Source organism: Moritella sp. Urea-trap-13, assembly GCF_002836355.1.
GTDB lineage: Bacteria > Pseudomonadota > Gammaproteobacteria > Enterobacterales > Moritellaceae > Moritella.
Genome location: NZ_PJCA01000003.1, coordinates 21,448 through 36,297 on the forward strand (window position 1 = coordinate 21,448; position 14,850 = coordinate 36,297).

The following is a 14,850-nucleotide window of genomic DNA, read 5'->3' on the forward strand; positions in this document are numbered from 1 at the left end:
ATGATGGATTAAGGCGCAGTATAATGACTGTGCCTTTCTCTATTTACCTTGAACATGTCTAATATTAGTCGCTATTTTTCTCCATCCATTTCAATAATACCCCAAGGAATATAATGCAAGATCGTACTCATCAAGAAGCTGGCTTTACACTATTAGAAATAATGTTAGTTATATTCTTAATGGGCATGATGGTTACAGGTGTGGTGATGACCATGAGCACCGCGGGTCCTGATAGACAACTCAAAAAAGAAGCCGCGCGTTTTGTTGGCGTATTAGAATTAGCGGAAGAAGAAGCGCTACTTAGTAGTATTGAAATGGGGTTGGTGATTGCAGAGCAAGAATATCAATTTGTTTATTTAGATGATAACGATAGGTGGACTGCGTTTACAGATTCGAAAGTATTTGCCAAAAAAACACTTGAAGAAGACATTGTGTTGTCTTTTGAACTCGCAGGATTAAAAGCTGAGGGTAGCTTTCTAGGCAGCCGTAAATTGTTCGCTGATGACGACGGTTTATTTGAAGATAAAGGCGGTTTGTTTGAAGGTGATGAAAAAGCAATCCGCATCGAACCGGATATCTTTATTTATTCCAGTGGTGAGATCTCGGACTTTACCTTAACCTTTACTTACATGGATGCCGATCTTGGCGATAGCAGTATTAAGGTTCAATTTGATGAATACGGTGACTTAATCATTAATTCGATGGTGGATGGGTTGTGATGAAACCAAGTATAGGCAATACCCTATTATTTAAACAAGCGGGTATGACGTTACTCGAAGTCATGGTTGCGATGTCGATATTTGCCACCGCGGGGCTGGCGGTAATGAAAGTCGCGACAGAGAATTTAAGCAGCTTAGCTTATTTGGAAGAGAAAACGTTTGCTAACTGGGTGGCATCTAATACGTTAACAGAATTAAAACTGGCGAACACAATCCCGGGTAAATCATGGCGCAAAGGTGAATCTGAACTGGCTGGGCGAACCTGGTATTGGCGTTATAAAGCAGAAGCCACAGACAGTAGTGATTTTGTTGGGGTAACTGTAGAAGTGGCAACAGATAATAAATATGAATCAAGAGTTAGTCACTTATTTACCTATGTGGTGCGCTAAGATGAACCGACAGCCTACAATGCATCAACGTGGTTTTACGTTGATCGAAATGATGATCGCCATTGCTATTTTTGCTTTGCTCAGCTTAGGTGCTTATCAAGTGCTACAAGGTGTATTACGCAGTGATGAAGTATCGAGAGAGCGCGGTGATAGTCTAAAGCAACTGCAACGGGCGATGGTTATTGTCGAGCGTGACTTTCAACAAATGAATGCCCGTAATAATCGCAGTGATGACGAACTGACTGCAATGCCATTACAAGCTGGAAAGTTTATGTTTGATAGTGATGACGATGGTATTGCTTTTACACGCAGCGGTTGGCGCAATCCATTATCACAGCTACCACGCTCCTCATTACAGCGGGTCATATACCGAGTTAAAGATGCGCATTTAGAGCGATTAAGTTATGTCTACTTAGACCCTGCTAGCGGTGAAGAGCCGAAGACCAAGCTAATTTTAGAAAATGTCGAATCAATGATATTTGAATTTTATCAAGATAAAAAATGGGTAGATACTTGGAGTAATAAAAAAGCCTTACCTGATGGCGTCAGAGTAACACTGACATTAAAGCGTTTTGGTGAGATCCAGCGTATATTTTTATTACCTAAGGCTAAGATAGATAGTGATAATAGCAGCGCTGAGGAACAAAGCTAATGAGAAGTGCGTCTAAACAGCATGGTATTGCGTTGCTGACCGTGTTGCTCATCCTTGCAGTCATGGTGATAATTGCGGGTAATATGTCGTCGCGATTACAGCTAGAGTTGCGCCGTACTAGTAACATCATCACGCATCAGCAAGCATTATGGTACGCCTATGGTGCAGAAGCCTTGGTTGAGAAAGGCTTAAAACAAGCATTAAAAGATGACGACACCATCAACTTAGATCAATATTGGGCAACAGAAGGCATGGTATATCCAGTTGAGAATGGCCAGATTGGCGGTCAGGTTTTGGATATGCAAGCCTGCTTTAATGTCAATGCAGTAGCAGGTGAAGACAAAGACGGTGAAGCTCCATTAGCAGTACGCCAATTTAGAAATCTATTAGAACAGCTTGAATTAGATGCCTATGAAGCAGAGCAGTTGAGTGATGCATTACGTGACTGGATTGATGAAGATAGCAATGTTGTATCGAGCTATGGTGTGGAAGACGCTTATTATGAGTCGCTTGATTACCCTTATCAAGCGGGCAACCAGCGATTATTAAATGTCAGTGAATTAAGGGCAATCAAAGGTTTTAATCAGCCTATTTACCGTAAGGTTCGCCCTTATCTTTGTGCGTTACCTACCGCGACATTAAAGATTAACGTTAATACCATTGCTCTGGATAAACCAGAGGTATTAGCAGGTATGTTTTCAGGCAAGCTATCGTTAGACCTTGCTAAAACTATTTTGGAACAACGACCAACAAGTGGTTGGGCGACTATCGTCGATTTTTTGTCGTTAGCTTCCTTAAAAGGTATTGAAATGAGCGCCGTAGAGAAGAGTAGCTTTGATGTGAAAAGTAGCTATTTCGTCGCCCTGTTACAGGCTGAATTTGGCAGTGCCACGATGAAGCTAGAGTCACTTTTTAACGCTGAAAGCAAAGATAATGTTTATGTTATACGTCGACAATTCGGAGGAGCTCAATGAGTGAGCAATTAGTAGTTAGACTTGGTAGTGAAAGTCGACAAGCAATACATTGGTTAGTGTGGTCAACAGTAGAACGCGAGATCATTGCATCGGGTATTTTGGCTTGTGCAGAAGACCTTGTTGAACTTAAATCGCGCGCTGGTGGCCGACCAATTATCACCTTAATACCAAGTTGTGATATCACCTTTAAAGATGTAGAACTACCTGGGCGCAGTAACAAACAATTACTTAATGCCTTGCCTTATATGCTAGAACAAGAATTGAGTAGTGATATTGATAAGCTACACTTTTCGATATTAGACAAGCTTGCAAATACAGTTTCCGTTGCGGTTATTGCCCATGAAAAAATGCAGCTTTGGCAATCTTGGTTAGCAGATGCAGAGTTAGTATGTGAACAATATATTCCCGATGCTTTAACTTTACCCTACAGTGACGAGCACTGGAGTGCGGTCGAATTGGATGGCCAATGGTTAATTAGACAGACACCGACGCAAGGGTTATGTATTGAAAGTGAGTTGTTAGAGTTTGTCTTAGCTTCCACAGAGTCTTCCGAGGAGGAGGACGTCAGTAGCGCAGCAGCTGTGATGAGTTACTCTGCTATCGATGCACTTGGGTTGGATAATTGGCAGCAAGGTCATATAGAGTTACCGATGAAGCTATGCGCTGAGGGCGCGATCGCTAGCCGTTATAATTTATTGCAAGGCCAGTACAAAGTGGTACGTGAAAAAAACGTGGCATTAAAATTATGGCGCGGTAGTGCTATTGCTGCATGCTTGGCTATGGTGATGATATTTGCCAATCAATTTGTCACCTTAAATAAACTAGAACAACAACAATCAGCGTTAGAAAGCGAGATTAAACAAGTCTATAAAACGGTGTTTAAACCGAAGAAAATGCGTTTGAATACGCGTTTAGTAAAAAAACAAATGCAAAGTAGATTAAATGATTTACGTGGCGGTGGTGATAACACTGGTTTCTTAGTTATGCTGAGTCAACTAACACCGACATTTAAACAGCTATCAGGTATTCAACCTATTTCGGTTCGGTTTGATACCAAGCAAGCGACATTACGGTTACAAGTAAGTGCCACAGATTTTCAAGTATTTGATAAATTAAAATCTTCGCTATCAACGCAATTTGACGTTGAGCAGGGAACTTTGAGTCAACAAAATGGTCGAGTTCAAGGCACGCTTGATATAAAGGGTAAAAGATGAAAGCACATTGGCAACAATTAGAGCAAAAAGAAAAGCAACTTATTAGCATATTAATTGCGACCTTGCTGCTTGCTGGTGGCTATTGGCTACTTTGGCAACCGTTACAAAATGACATTGTTAATACCCAACGCAAAGTTAACGTACAGACCCAAACATTAGCCGATGTTAAAGTGCTTGGGCAAAAAATCACCGACTTACAGGGTGGGCAAGTTAATCGTGCTGATGCGGGCGATCTGAATCAACTTGTTAGTCGCAGTGCCGCGAGTAATAAAATAGCCATCACACGTATTCAAGCTAAAGCAGATTCATTGCAAGTATGGATTGATGATGTCAATTTTAATCAACTGACCGCATGGTTAGAAAAATTAAATAAACAATACGCTATTGAGATCCAAAATATCGACTTGAGTGTCTCTGATACTAAAGGCATGGTTAAAGTACGTCGTTTACAGTTAGGAAAAAGAACATGAGAAGTAAACTCTTAATGTTAGGCTTTGTCACTGCTGCTTATGGCTCGTTTCTTGTCGGCACATTGCCAGCTTCATTAGCATTATCTTATATTGATCTTCCCGCTAACATAGCGCTAAACCAAGTCGAAGGTACAGTGTGGCAAGGTCAAGTAAAACGAATATCGTTTAATCATATCGACGTCGAAGATGTACGCTGGGATACCTCTGTTATGGCATTGTTGACCGGCTCAGCACAAGTCTCTATTGAATTCGGCCGCGGTAAAAACAGCTTACGCGGTAGTGGTGAACTCGGTTATTCAAGTAGCGGTGCTTATGCTCAAGACTTTACCGCGTCAGCAAGCTCTGAATGGCTTATTCGCGCAAGCAATGCGCCATTGCCGGTGACTACAAAGGGTATTGTTAAATTAACTATCGCAGAGCTGCAGCAAGGGCAACCTTGGTGTGAACAACTAAACGGCCAATTGAGTTGGTCTAATGCGGCAATTGAATCATTATTAGGTAATGTTGAAATCGACTCAGCAGTTGCTGATTTGAGCTGTGATAACGGTGCCATTGTTGCCAATATTAAGCAGGGTTCTAAGCAACTTAAATTATCTGGTGTCGCCAAGTTAGAAAGTAAAGGCAAATACAGCCTATCCGCAGTGTTGGTACCAAGTAATGAATTACCTGAATCAATACGCAGTAATCTACGCTATATTGGTAAAGAAAATGCCAAAGGCGAATATAAGATTAATTACGTAGGGCGGATATAACATTGTTATGTATGGCGTTATGACAAGGATGCAGAATTAAAATGACACATCAAAAACCCAAAATATTGAACTCGAATATCATCGCAGAAAGTCGATTATTTAAAGTTGAGTCTGTTTCACTGCGTTTCTCTAATGGTGTTGAACGTACTTACGAAAGAATGAAAGGTGGTGGTCACGGCGCCGTCATGATGGTCCCTGTCGATGCGGATAACAATCTTATTTTGATCCGTGAGTATGCCGTTGGTACAGAGCGCTATGAGCTCGGTTTTCCTAAAGGGGCTATCGATAAAGGTGAAACGCCATTAGTTGCAGCTAACCGAGAATTAATGGAAGAGGTAGGCGTTGGGGCTAAAACGCTAACTTTACTTAAAGAAGTCAATTTGGCACCGAGCTATTTTTCTGCTCACATGCAGATCTATCTTGCACAGGATTTATATCCTGAATCACGTGAGGGAGATGAACCAGAACCGCTTGAGATTATAAAGTGGCCACTAGCGAGAGCCAATGAACTCCTTGATAATGATGAGATCACAGAATCTCGTGCTATTTGTGCATTATTACTTGCCCTAAAACAATTAGATAAGTAATACTAAATTATTAAGTGATGGCGAGAACAAAGTAGGATGTGCAGTATGCAAGTAATGACCTTAATTCCAGCGTTAAAAAAAATTGCACGTGCCACAGGTACTGTAATCTATGATATTTATCAGTCGGGTGAGTTTGAACAAGAAATTAAGCTTGATCATACACCTGTCACCAGTGCCGATATCGCCGCACACCAATATCTCTCTGCACAGCTCACGCAGCTGACCCCCGATATCCCTATTCTATCTGAAGAAGATTGTGATGTTGCAGTTTCAGAACGCCAGTCGTGGGAGACTTATTGGTTATTAGACCCATTAGATGGCACCCAAGAGTTTATTTCTCGTAGTGGTGATTTTGCGACAATTATTGCATTGGTACATAAGAATAAGCCTATTTTGGGGATGATCTATGGTCCAAAGGATGACGTACTTTATTGGGCTGTTGATGGTGAAGGCGCTTACAAAGAAACGACTGCAGGTGAAGAGCAAATATTCAGTCATACATGCCCACAACCTCTAGCAAGTCTAAATGTTGTTGTGAGCCGAGTTCAGAACCCTGATAACATCCGTCAGTTAGTCGCAGATGATATTGATCTAGAATTACAATCTTTAGGCTCTGCGAGCTTAAAGGGCTGTTTAGTCGCCGAAGGTAAAGCAGATTGTTATATACGCTTTGGTCTTACTGGTGAGTGGGATACTGCTGGTACCCAATGTATCGTAGCTGAAGCGGGTGGTGCTATTGTTGATTTGAATTTAAACCCGTTATCTTATAATCAGCGTGAAACATTAAAGAACCCTGATTTTATTGTCTTTGGAGATCGAAATTTAAATTGGTCTGAGATTTTAACTGGTTAATCAATTGGCTTATAACACCAGTATGAGTTTATAAATATGAAAAAGGTCAGCATATCGCTGACCTTTTTCATATTCATTGAACGGTATTCATGTTTATTGGAATGACGCAAACACCAGAATAAGCACTAATACAGGGCAGACAAATTTCACATACACAGGCCAGATCTTCCAGAAGATAGAATGTTCTGTGACACCTTCTTGCTCTCTGATTTCAGCCATTAAGCCTTTACGACTCCAAACCCAACCAGCGAAAATAGCCACACCCAAACTAATAAGTGGTTGTGCATATTGTGTTGTCAGCGTAATAACAAAACCAAACAGTGTCGAGAAGTTAAATACAATTACCAAGCTTAATGCCGTTACGATAGTACCAACGATATAAGCGGCTTTTTTACGCGTCATTGTGGCACGCTCTGCAAGGTAACTTGTCGGAGACTCCATCATGCCAATCGCAGAGGTCAATGCGGCAACAAATAACAATGCAAAAAATAGAATTGAAATGGGGTATTGTGCAGCACCCATGGTTTCAAATAAGGCCGGTAATACTGTAAATACCAGTGTATCTGAGCTTAGTAAACTCCCGTCTGCAGCGAAGATCTCAACACCATTGTGCGATGCAACATACATCGCCGGTAAGATCACCATACCTGCAACGAATGCGACAGCTGTATCCATTAATGTTACTTGCGCTGCTAACTTCGCAATGTTTTCTTTTTTGTTTAAGTAAGAGCCGTATACCATCATGCAACCACTGCCTAATGATAATGAGAAGAATGTTTGGCCTAATGCCCCAATCAATACATCGCGGTCCATAATGCGGCTGAAATCTGGAATCAATAATGCGCGTATACCTAACTCTGCGCCAGGCTGAGTGACAATGTAAAGCATTGCCGCAATCAGCATTAAAAATAGCAGTGGCATTAAACGTTTAGACCATTTCTCAATGCCGTCTTCAACACCTTGCTGGATCACTAAGATGGTAAACATCGCGAATATCACCGTAAAGATCACATTACGTGACAGTGACATATCAACCAACCAGCTTGCTGTTGTTGCGGCTCCCATTATTTCAGCAATCGGCGCTAAGGTATTGCTGATAAACCAACCTGATAAAATACCGTAGAACGAGAAAATAAGCGCTGAGGTAACAATTGCAGCAAGACCAATGGTAATGCCTATTAATTTAACGCTTTTACTTTTAGCTAGTTTGCTTAATGCATTCGCTGGGTTTGTTTGTCCATGACGACCGATCATCAACTCTGCAATAAGCATCGGGTAACCAAGCATAAAAATCAGTACAAGATAAACCAGTAAAAAAGCACCACCACCGTTACTGGCTGCTTGCGTTGGGAAGCCCCAAATATTACCCACACCCACAGCAGAGCCTGCGGCTGCCATTATGAAACCAAACCTTGAACTAAACTGGCCGCGTTTAGCGGTGTCTATTGTTGTACTGATGGTAGACATAACTCTCCGTGTAAACTTTAATTTACTTTAAATGGTGTTTGTAACTAAATATTTACGGGTAATATCCTATTTAATGTCTATTTAGTCAATTTATACAGCTATATTTTTTAAATTGTGTAGGTTTAGCTACTGCAATTTGGCGTTTTTGCATGTTTTTGATGCTAAATCCATTGTGTGTAATCATTTATTTACACTTGTCGTTGTGATACTTAGTTGTTGTTTATTTTTGTGGTGTTAAATGGACCAAGTAATAAGTTAGTTGCTGATAGTCTTGAAAGTAGTATTATAATATCAGTGTTAACAATCTATTAATAAATGACTTTAAATTATGACCGGAATTAGAGCCCAGCAAAAAGAAAAAACCCGTCGTTCACTGATCAACGCGTCATTTCGCTTGGTGACCGCTGAACGCAGCTATTCAAATTTGAGCTTACGTGAAGTAGCACGTGAGGCTGGGATCGCGCCCACGTCTTTTTATCGTCATTTTTGCGATATGGAAGAGTTAGGTTTAACCATGGTTGATGAAGGTGGCCTTACATTAAGGCAACTGATGCGGCAGGCACGACAACGTATCGAAACCGGTGGTAGTGTTATCCAAACCTCGGTTGAAACATTTATGGAATTTGTTGAACAGAATCCCAATATTTTTCGTGTGCTATTACGTGAACGATCTGGTACTTCAGCTGCGTTCCGCGCTGCGGTTTCTCGTGAGCTTCGTCATTTTAGTCACGAGCTGACAGACTATATAGAGCTGTCAACAAAGTTAAATCGTGATGAAGCGACGATCCAATCTGAGGCAATGGTCACAATTGTTTTTAATGCTGGCGCTGAAGCACTCGATTTATCGAACGAAGAACGTCGTGCATTGTCTGAACGTACTATAATGCAATTGAGAATGATTGCAAAAGGCGCAGCGGTACTAAAAATGACAAGAGGTATTACGCTGTAAACTCTGAACATTGAGGTATTTAAATGACGACAAAAAATCAAGCAGGTTACAAACCATTATATTTTGCTTTTTTAGCAGGCTTATGTGGCAATGCAACGTTAGCAACCTTAACCACGAGTGAAGTTCAGTTTAGTATTTTCCCACTCATTGCATTAGCGCTGGTGGCTTATAATTGGTATCAAGTTTATATGACAAGTGCCATTGAGAGTCATATCAGTAAATCATCGTTAGGTTTGTTTGCGATAGGAGTACTGACATATACCACGTTCGTACGTATGGAATATCCAGAACTGGGCAGTAACTTTTTACCTTTAATGTTGGTATTGGGTTTGTCTGTTTGGGTTGCAAAAACGATTGGTGTGTTTAGTCCTAAAGTAGAAGCTTAATTTAGACCGATTGAAAAGCCCGTTAACAATATACTTGTTAACGGGCTTTTATCTATTCAGATTAATACTTTTAGTTAACCTTCTTCGTTCACTTTTTTAGTTAAGTAAACACCAGACTCAACATGATGGGTATACGGGAATTGGTCGAAGAGTGCAAAACGTTCAATATTATGCGTTTGGCTTAAAGACTCTAAGTTGTCACTCAGAGTCTCAGGGCTGCAAGATATATAAACGATATTATCGTACTCTTGCACCATCTTAACTGTTTCTGCATCAAGGCCTGCACGTGGCGGATCGACAAAAATAGTGTTGCAATTGAACGTTGTCAAATCAACGTTTGCCGCTTTAAGGCGGTTGAATTCACGTTCACCTTTAATGGCAATAGTAAATTCTTCAGCGGATAAGCGTAAGATCGTTAAGTTGTCTAGGCCATTTTCTGCGATATTATATTGCGCAGATTGTACCGACGATTTTGATATTTCTGTCGCTAATACTTTGTTGAAATTTGGTGCGAGGGCAATAGAAAAGTTGCCATTACCACAATACAACTCAAGTAAATCACCGCTACAATCTTTGGTAACATCTAATGCCCATTCGAGCATTTTCTGATTCACAATACCGTTTGGTTGGGTGAAGCTATTTTCCACTTGTTGATATTTTAACTGTTTGCCAGCAACGGTTAATTCTTCAACCACGAACTCACGATCTAGTACCACTTTTTGTTTTTTAGCGCGACCGATAATGTTGATATTGAAATGTTCGCTTAGTTTTTCTTTTAATGCTTTTGCTTCTGCAATCCATTCATCACTTAACTGGCGGTGATAAAGTAAGCTGACTAACAGTTCACCACTGAGTGTTGACAAAAAATCGACTTGAAAAAGTTTAAAGCGTAATAATTTCGATTTTTTTAATTCAGCGATTAACGTTGGCATGATCTCATTGATCAATTTACTACCAGGTAAGAAGTAATCGATTTTGAATTTTTGCTTGGTATCTTGATTAAACATGATGTAGTAAAGGTCATCGCCGTCATGCCAAACACGAAACTCTGCGCGTAGACGGTAGTTTTCTGCTGGAGAGTCAAATATTTCTAATTCTGGCGGTGAGAATTTTTTAAATAGATCACGTTGACGAGTGGCTTTATCGTCAAGTTGTGATTGGTAGTTGTCAGGGTGCATTTCGATCATGTGGGCTCACCGTAGTTAGATACTAAACAAAAGAGTAGCGATTGTAAGACCCAATTATAGTTTGTCCAGCATATTTTACTTTCTACTCGATACTTACCTTGTCTTATTTTGAAATTATAAATAAGCGAATTATAAATATACATTTATCACGCATAATTCTATACTTTTTGCCGTTATTAATAATAGAGCTAAATCTCTAGTCTAGTAATATCCATTTATTGGGGGAATCCAGTTAGATTCTGGACCTGTCGCGCAACGGTGATAGTGCTTAGCACTTAAGGCCGGTCTCCAATAGGAACCTGAGTAATTAATAAAATAATTAATACTCAATTTTGCTGAATGATTCGGCTTATTTTTCTACGCGTAAATAGGAAAAATTTACAATGTCTAAAAAACTCTTAGCAGCTGCACTCTTGCCGTTCGCTGCTCTTGCCCAAGATCCATCTGCTACCACTAATGAAGAAGTAACTGTTGTTACTGCCAGCCGTGTTGAACAAGCCATTTCTGATGTACTTGCGCCTATAACAGTTATTACTCGTGATGATATTGAATTGAGCATGGCAAAATCAGTCCCTGACATTTTAAGAATGTTGCCGGGAATTGATATTGGCCAGAATGGTGGCCGTGGAAGTACAACTTCTGTTTTCATGCGCGGTTCTGAATCTGATCATGTATTAGTTCTTATTGACGGTGTACGCTTACCATCGAGCATTACTTCTGGTGTTGATTTTAGTAAAATTCCAGTTAGCCAAATTGAAACAATTGAGGTTGTTCGTGGACCGCGCGGTGCTATTTATGGATCTGACGCTATCGGCGGTGTGATCAATATCATCACTCGTGGTCAACAAGGTGAGAGTATTAAGCAAATCACAGCTGGAATAGGTTCGGATAAATACTATGAAGCTGATTTATTTTTATCATCTGATTTAACCGATAAGCTACACGTGAATTTCGGACTCGGTTATGATGATAGTGAAGGTTACAATTCTAAACCAATACTAGGTGTTAATGATGGTGATAAGCATGGGGCTGAAAATAAAAATGTATTAGTAGGTGCTGATTATCAATTATCTACCCAACTGAATGCGTTTATTAATTCTCGCTACTCACAAAGTGTATCTGAATATGATGGTTCTAATGCTGCCTCTCAATGGAGCCCCGAGGTACACTTAAAAAAAGAGCAATGGCTAGAAACGACATCAATAATGACAGGTGCTAAATATAGCCGAGATAACTATTTTGGTTCGTTAACTTATTCATTTGGTGAAAATAAATCATATCAATATAAAGCAGGTGATGATTATAAAGATGCTACTAGTACACTTTTCACTAAGCAGCATAATGTAAGTTTTATCAATTCATTTATATTGTCTAATGAATTATTACTAAACGCGGGCTTAGATTGGCGCGATGACCAAGTTAAAGATGATAGTGATAGTATTTATTCGAATATTGACGGTACTATCTCACGCACTAACACAGGCGTCTTTACGACTGCTGTTTATGAAATGTCATCAATCACATTGGATGGTTCTGTTCGATATGATGATAATGAAACATTCGGAGGGCACACAACTTGGGCTTTAGCGTCTGGTTGGGAGTTTGTTAAAAACTATAGTGTGCTAGCCTCGACTGGTTCATCATTTAAAGCACCTTCAATGTATGATTTATATTCCAATCCATCTTCATCTTATGGTGCTAAAGGTAACCCAAATTTAAAACCTGAGATAGGAGAATCAATTGAGGTCGGTATTAAAGGTATTACAGGGCCTCTTGATTGGAAAGTCATAGCATATAAAAATAAAGTCCAAGACTTAATTGGTTCGCAGTCTATTAACGGTATTACTACAGCTTATAACATTGATGGAGAAAGTGTTATTCAAGGTGTTGAGTTTGAAGGTAATGCTATAACCGGTATTGTTTCTCATCAAGCGGTGCTTGAGTACTTAGATCCTAAAGCCGCGAACGGTGATACATTATTACGACGTGCGAAATACAAAGCAAAATGGAAAGGTGTTGTTCAATTAGGTGATGTTGATTTGTCTCTACGCTACTTATATCAAGGTGAAAGAGATGATTACGTAGGTAACAATGTTGAAACCGTTGCTGGCTACAGTCTCTGGGATATCTCGGCTGCTTATCTAGTGACTGAAGCGTTCAAGGTCAGTGCTAGAATCGATAATGTCTTCGATAAAGAGTATGCGACAGCGCAAGGCTATCCTGCCCCTGAACGTGGTTACTACATTAATGCGACTTATGAATTTTAATCTTGGATAGATAGTTAATGTAATATGAATGAAGCCAGCGATATGCTGGCTTCATTCATATCTACCTATTCCAATTTATCCCGCCCTTGACTATTATATGGTCTTTATAATATTCCAATGGTTTGTACATGAGTAAAATATTGATTTTTGATTCTGGTGTAGGTGGTATATCTATATATAAAGCGATCAAAGAGCAATTACCAAACGCGGACTACCTTTACCTGTTTGATAATGCGTATTTCCCTTACGGTGAACTTGATCCCGAGTTTCTTATTGAACGTGTTTGCCAGTTAATCGGTTACATGTATGAAAATCATAGCCCTGATCTTGTGGTTATCGCTTGTAACTCTGCTAGTACATTGGTGCTACCTGCTTTGCGTCAACGCTTCCCTATTGCTTTTGTTGGTGTTGTACCTGCGATTAAACCCGCTGCATTACACAGTAAAAAGAAAAAAATCGGCTTACTGGCTACGCCGGGTACCGTTTCGCGCGAATATACTCAGTTACTTGTGAATGAACATGCTCAGGATTGTGAGATAGATATGATCGGGACGACAAGTCTGGTCTTACAGGCTGAAAATAAACTATATGGTCACGCTGTCGATTTAGATGAAATTAGCAATGTTGTATCAAGGTGGCAGGACCCTGATCATAGTCCAGATATTGTGGTATTAGGCTGTACTCACTTCCCATTACTTGTGAGTGAATTAGAGAACCTTCTTGGTGAGCATATTCAATTTATAGATTCAGGTATGGCTATTGCATCACGAGTGAAAGATATATTAGGTGATGGGAGTGTTATTGCTAGTCAATCTAATGCAGGAAAAGCTTTTTGTACCAAAATACAGGCACAAAAAAAGCTGACTCTCCTATTTAATGAAATAGGGTTAAGTCAGCCTTTATATATAGACGTATAATTTAATGAAGTAAATTACTCTGCAGGATGAAGAGTGCGTTCATTCGCTTCACGTACTTTTAATGTCCGTTGTTGATATTCAGCATCATTCAGCGATTGAATTGCTTCTTTCGCATCAGCCTCTGGCATTTCGACAAAACCGAAACCACGACGTTTACCTGTATGCTTGTCTTTCATTAAGCGAACTGATAATACCTGCCCATGTTCTGCAAACAATGTACGTACTGATGTCTCATTTGCTCGGTAAGGTAAGTTCCCTACATATAAAGTCGTTGTTTCTACAGCTACGCTGCTTGAAGATGAAGGTATTGTTAATTTAATTGTAATACCAGTAATAATTGCACCAATAGCAAACGCAATTGGTGCTGCTATTGTACTTCCTATAAAGGAAAGTACTGCAAAACCAATTGCAGCAATAGCCACTGAAATAACGGATGCTCGAGTAGCATTGGATAAAGTTGAAAAGCCCATCGTTTTAAAGAACCCCTGAAAACACATAAGTGATTAATATAAAAGAATAAATTATCAATTGTTACTCTTGTCCCTAATAGTAACTAATATATAGAAGAGCGACAATCAATCTCAATGTATCAATAAAAAGCTAAAAAAAATCATAGCTGTGTCTTATTTTGTCAAAAAATGTATGAAATACAAACAAAAATATTAATATTATTGAAATATAAATGCATAGGCTGTGTATAACTTGGTGGTAAGTTGTGATTAATTATGTCTTTAGTTTTTTATATAAAAAAGACTTGTCATCATCCGTCATCTCTCTATAATGCGACCTCACTGACACGGCAACAGCCGCTAAGTAAAGGTGTTTATCAGTATCGAAAGTTACTTTTTAATCTCCCGAAATAAAGTGCAAATATGTGCTTGACTTCGAAATAGGTTTGCGTAGAATACGCAGCCTGACCACGGCGAAAGACGTCAAGGTCAATGCTCTTTAACAATTTATTCAAGCAATCTGTGTGAGCACTTGCAGAGATGTAATGACCAAATATTATATCAATGTAATTGTGAACATTAAATTAAATCGAAAGATTTGGTTTTATAAACAATGGAC

16 protein-coding genes are annotated in these 14,850 nt (G+C 39.6%); 13 read left to right on the top strand and 3 right to left on the bottom strand.

From position 1 onward, the window contains the following. Positions 1–113: 113 nt before the first annotated feature. Genes gspH through cysQ form a run of 9 tightly spaced genes read left to right on the top strand, consistent with a single transcriptional unit; the run spans position 114 to position 6,609 of the window. Positions 114–719, top strand: coding sequence for a type II secretion system minor pseudopilin GspH (gspH, locus tag CXF93_RS02610; RefSeq protein WP_101060813.1), 606 nt, complete (start codon positions 114–116; stop codon positions 717–719). After that, on the top strand, positions 719–1,108 hold the full coding sequence (gspI, locus tag CXF93_RS02615) for a type II secretion system minor pseudopilin GspI (protein ID WP_101060816.1): 390 nt from the start codon (positions 719–721) through the stop codon (positions 1,106–1,108). The genes gspH and gspI overlap by 1 nt, the downstream gene beginning before the upstream one ends. 1 nt (position 1,109) lies before the next feature. Next, positions 1,110–1,760, top strand: a complete 651-nt coding sequence (gene gspJ / locus CXF93_RS02620; protein ID WP_101060818.1) for a type II secretion system minor pseudopilin GspJ — start codon at positions 1,110–1,112, stop codon at positions 1,758–1,760. Further along, positions 1,760–2,734 (top strand): type II secretion system minor pseudopilin GspK, encoded by a 975-nt coding sequence (gene gspK, locus CXF93_RS02625; RefSeq protein ID WP_101060820.1) that lies wholly within the window; start codon positions 1,760–1,762, stop codon positions 2,732–2,734. Before gspJ ends, gspK begins: the two co-directional genes overlap by 1 nt. Then, positions 2,731–3,948, top strand: a complete 1,218-nt coding sequence (gene gspL, locus CXF93_RS02630; RefSeq protein ID WP_101060822.1) for a type II secretion system protein GspL — start codon at positions 2,731–2,733, stop codon at positions 3,946–3,948. The genes gspK and gspL overlap by 4 nt, the downstream gene beginning before the upstream one ends. After that, positions 3,945–4,418: a type II secretion system protein GspM gene (gene gspM / locus CXF93_RS02635; protein ID WP_101060824.1), complete on the top strand. Its 474-nt coding sequence runs from the start codon at positions 3,945–3,947 to the stop codon at positions 4,416–4,418. Before gspL ends, gspM begins: the two co-directional genes overlap by 4 nt. Beyond that, entirely contained in the window at positions 4,415–5,170 is a 756-nt protein-coding gene (locus CXF93_RS02640) for a type II secretion system protein N (protein WP_101060826.1), read from the top strand. The genes gspM and CXF93_RS02640 overlap by 4 nt, the downstream gene beginning before the upstream one ends. A gap of 41 nt (positions 5,171–5,211) precedes the next feature. Continuing rightward, positions 5,212–5,757, top strand: coding sequence for an ADP compounds hydrolase NudE (gene nudE, locus CXF93_RS02645; RefSeq protein ID WP_101060828.1), 546 nt, complete (start codon positions 5,212–5,214; stop codon positions 5,755–5,757). Positions 5,758–5,802: 45 nt separating this feature from the next. Beyond that, on the top strand, positions 5,803–6,609 hold the full coding sequence (gene cysQ / locus CXF93_RS02650; protein WP_101060830.1) for a 3'(2'),5'-bisphosphate nucleotidase CysQ: 807 nt from the start codon (positions 5,803–5,805) through the stop codon (positions 6,607–6,609). 93 nt (positions 6,610–6,702) lie between these two features. On the opposite strand, the gene CXF93_RS02655 is transcribed toward cysQ, so the two are convergent. Beyond that, positions 6,703–8,076 (bottom strand): sodium-dependent transporter, encoded by a 1,374-nt coding sequence (locus tag CXF93_RS02655; RefSeq protein ID WP_101060832.1) that lies wholly within the window; start codon positions 8,074–8,076, stop codon positions 6,703–6,705. A 328-nt stretch (positions 8,077–8,404) separates the two neighbouring features. Here CXF93_RS02655 and fabR point away from each other — a divergent pair, with 328 nt between their 5' ends. Further along, complete coding sequence (fabR, locus tag CXF93_RS02660) at positions 8,405–9,025, top strand: HTH-type transcriptional repressor FabR (protein WP_017223638.1); 621 nt, start codon at positions 8,405–8,407, stop codon at positions 9,023–9,025. A 23-nt stretch (positions 9,026–9,048) separates the two neighbouring features. Then, positions 9,049–9,411, top strand: a complete 363-nt coding sequence (locus tag CXF93_RS02665) for a DUF1422 family protein (RefSeq protein WP_017223639.1) — start codon at positions 9,049–9,051, stop codon at positions 9,409–9,411. A gap of 74 nt (positions 9,412–9,485) precedes the next feature. On the opposite strand, the gene trmA is transcribed toward CXF93_RS02665, so the two are convergent. Beyond that, positions 9,486–10,598 carry a tRNA (uridine(54)-C5)-methyltransferase TrmA gene (trmA, locus tag CXF93_RS02670; protein ID WP_101060834.1) on the bottom strand — a complete coding sequence of 371 codons (1,113 nt, stop codon included), beginning with the start codon at positions 10,596–10,598 and terminating at the stop codon, positions 9,486–9,488. 383 nt (positions 10,599–10,981) lie between these two features. Here trmA and CXF93_RS02675 point away from each other — a divergent pair, with 383 nt between their 5' ends. Further along, complete coding sequence (locus CXF93_RS02675) at positions 10,982–12,865, top strand: TonB-dependent receptor domain-containing protein (protein ID WP_101060836.1); 1,884 nt, start codon at positions 10,982–10,984, stop codon at positions 12,863–12,865. A 128-nt stretch (positions 12,866–12,993) separates the two neighbouring features. Then, a complete protein-coding gene (murI, locus tag CXF93_RS02680) occupies positions 12,994–13,782 on the top strand; it encodes a glutamate racemase (RefSeq protein WP_101060838.1) in 789 nt (262 codons plus the stop codon). 14 nt (positions 13,783–13,796) lie between these two features. Here murI and CXF93_RS02685 read toward each other — a convergent pair whose 3' ends face one another. Beyond that, on the bottom strand, positions 13,797–14,252 hold the full coding sequence (locus CXF93_RS02685) for an RNA-binding protein (RefSeq protein ID WP_101060840.1): 456 nt from the start codon (positions 14,250–14,252) through the stop codon (positions 13,797–13,799). Positions 14,253–14,850: the final 598 nt, after the last annotated feature.

What these genes read in the sequence shown, in the direction of transcription:
- gspH (WP_101060813.1), top strand. Translation starts at nt 114, where the DNA reads ATGCAAGATCGTACTCATCAAGAAGCTGGCTTTACACTATTAGAAATA.
- gspI (WP_101060816.1), top strand. Translation starts at nt 719, where the DNA reads ATGAAACCAAGTATAGGCAATACCCTATTATTTAAACAAGCGGGTATG.
- gspJ (WP_101060818.1), top strand. Translation starts at nt 1,110, where the DNA reads ATGAACCGACAGCCTACAATGCATCAACGTGGTTTTACGTTGATCGAA.
- gspK (WP_101060820.1), top strand. Translation starts at nt 1,760, where the DNA reads ATGAGAAGTGCGTCTAAACAGCATGGTATTGCGTTGCTGACCGTGTTG.
- gspL (WP_101060822.1), top strand. Translation starts at nt 2,731, where the DNA reads ATGAGTGAGCAATTAGTAGTTAGACTTGGTAGTGAAAGTCGACAAGCA.
- gspM (WP_101060824.1), top strand. Translation starts at nt 3,945, where the DNA reads ATGAAAGCACATTGGCAACAATTAGAGCAAAAAGAAAAGCAACTTATT.
- CXF93_RS02640 (WP_101060826.1), top strand. Translation starts at nt 4,415, where the DNA reads ATGAGAAGTAAACTCTTAATGTTAGGCTTTGTCACTGCTGCTTATGGC.
- nudE (WP_101060828.1), top strand. Translation starts at nt 5,212, where the DNA reads ATGACACATCAAAAACCCAAAATATTGAACTCGAATATCATCGCAGAA.
- cysQ (WP_101060830.1), top strand. Translation starts at nt 5,803, where the DNA reads ATGCAAGTAATGACCTTAATTCCAGCGTTAAAAAAAATTGCACGTGCC.
- CXF93_RS02655 (WP_101060832.1), bottom strand. Translation starts at nt 8,076, where the DNA reads ATGTCTACCATCAGTACAACAATAGACACCGCTAAACGCGGCCAGTTT.
- fabR (WP_017223638.1), top strand. Translation starts at nt 8,405, where the DNA reads ATGACCGGAATTAGAGCCCAGCAAAAAGAAAAAACCCGTCGTTCACTG.
- CXF93_RS02665 (WP_017223639.1), top strand. Translation starts at nt 9,049, where the DNA reads ATGACGACAAAAAATCAAGCAGGTTACAAACCATTATATTTTGCTTTT.
- trmA (WP_101060834.1), bottom strand. Translation starts at nt 10,598, where the DNA reads ATGATCGAAATGCACCCTGACAACTACCAATCACAACTTGACGATAAA.
- CXF93_RS02675 (WP_101060836.1), top strand. Translation starts at nt 10,982, where the DNA reads ATGTCTAAAAAACTCTTAGCAGCTGCACTCTTGCCGTTCGCTGCTCTT.
- murI (WP_101060838.1), top strand. Translation starts at nt 12,994, where the DNA reads ATGAGTAAAATATTGATTTTTGATTCTGGTGTAGGTGGTATATCTATA.
- CXF93_RS02685 (WP_101060840.1), bottom strand. Translation starts at nt 14,252, where the DNA reads ATGGGCTTTTCAACTTTATCCAATGCTACTCGAGCATCCGTTATTTCA.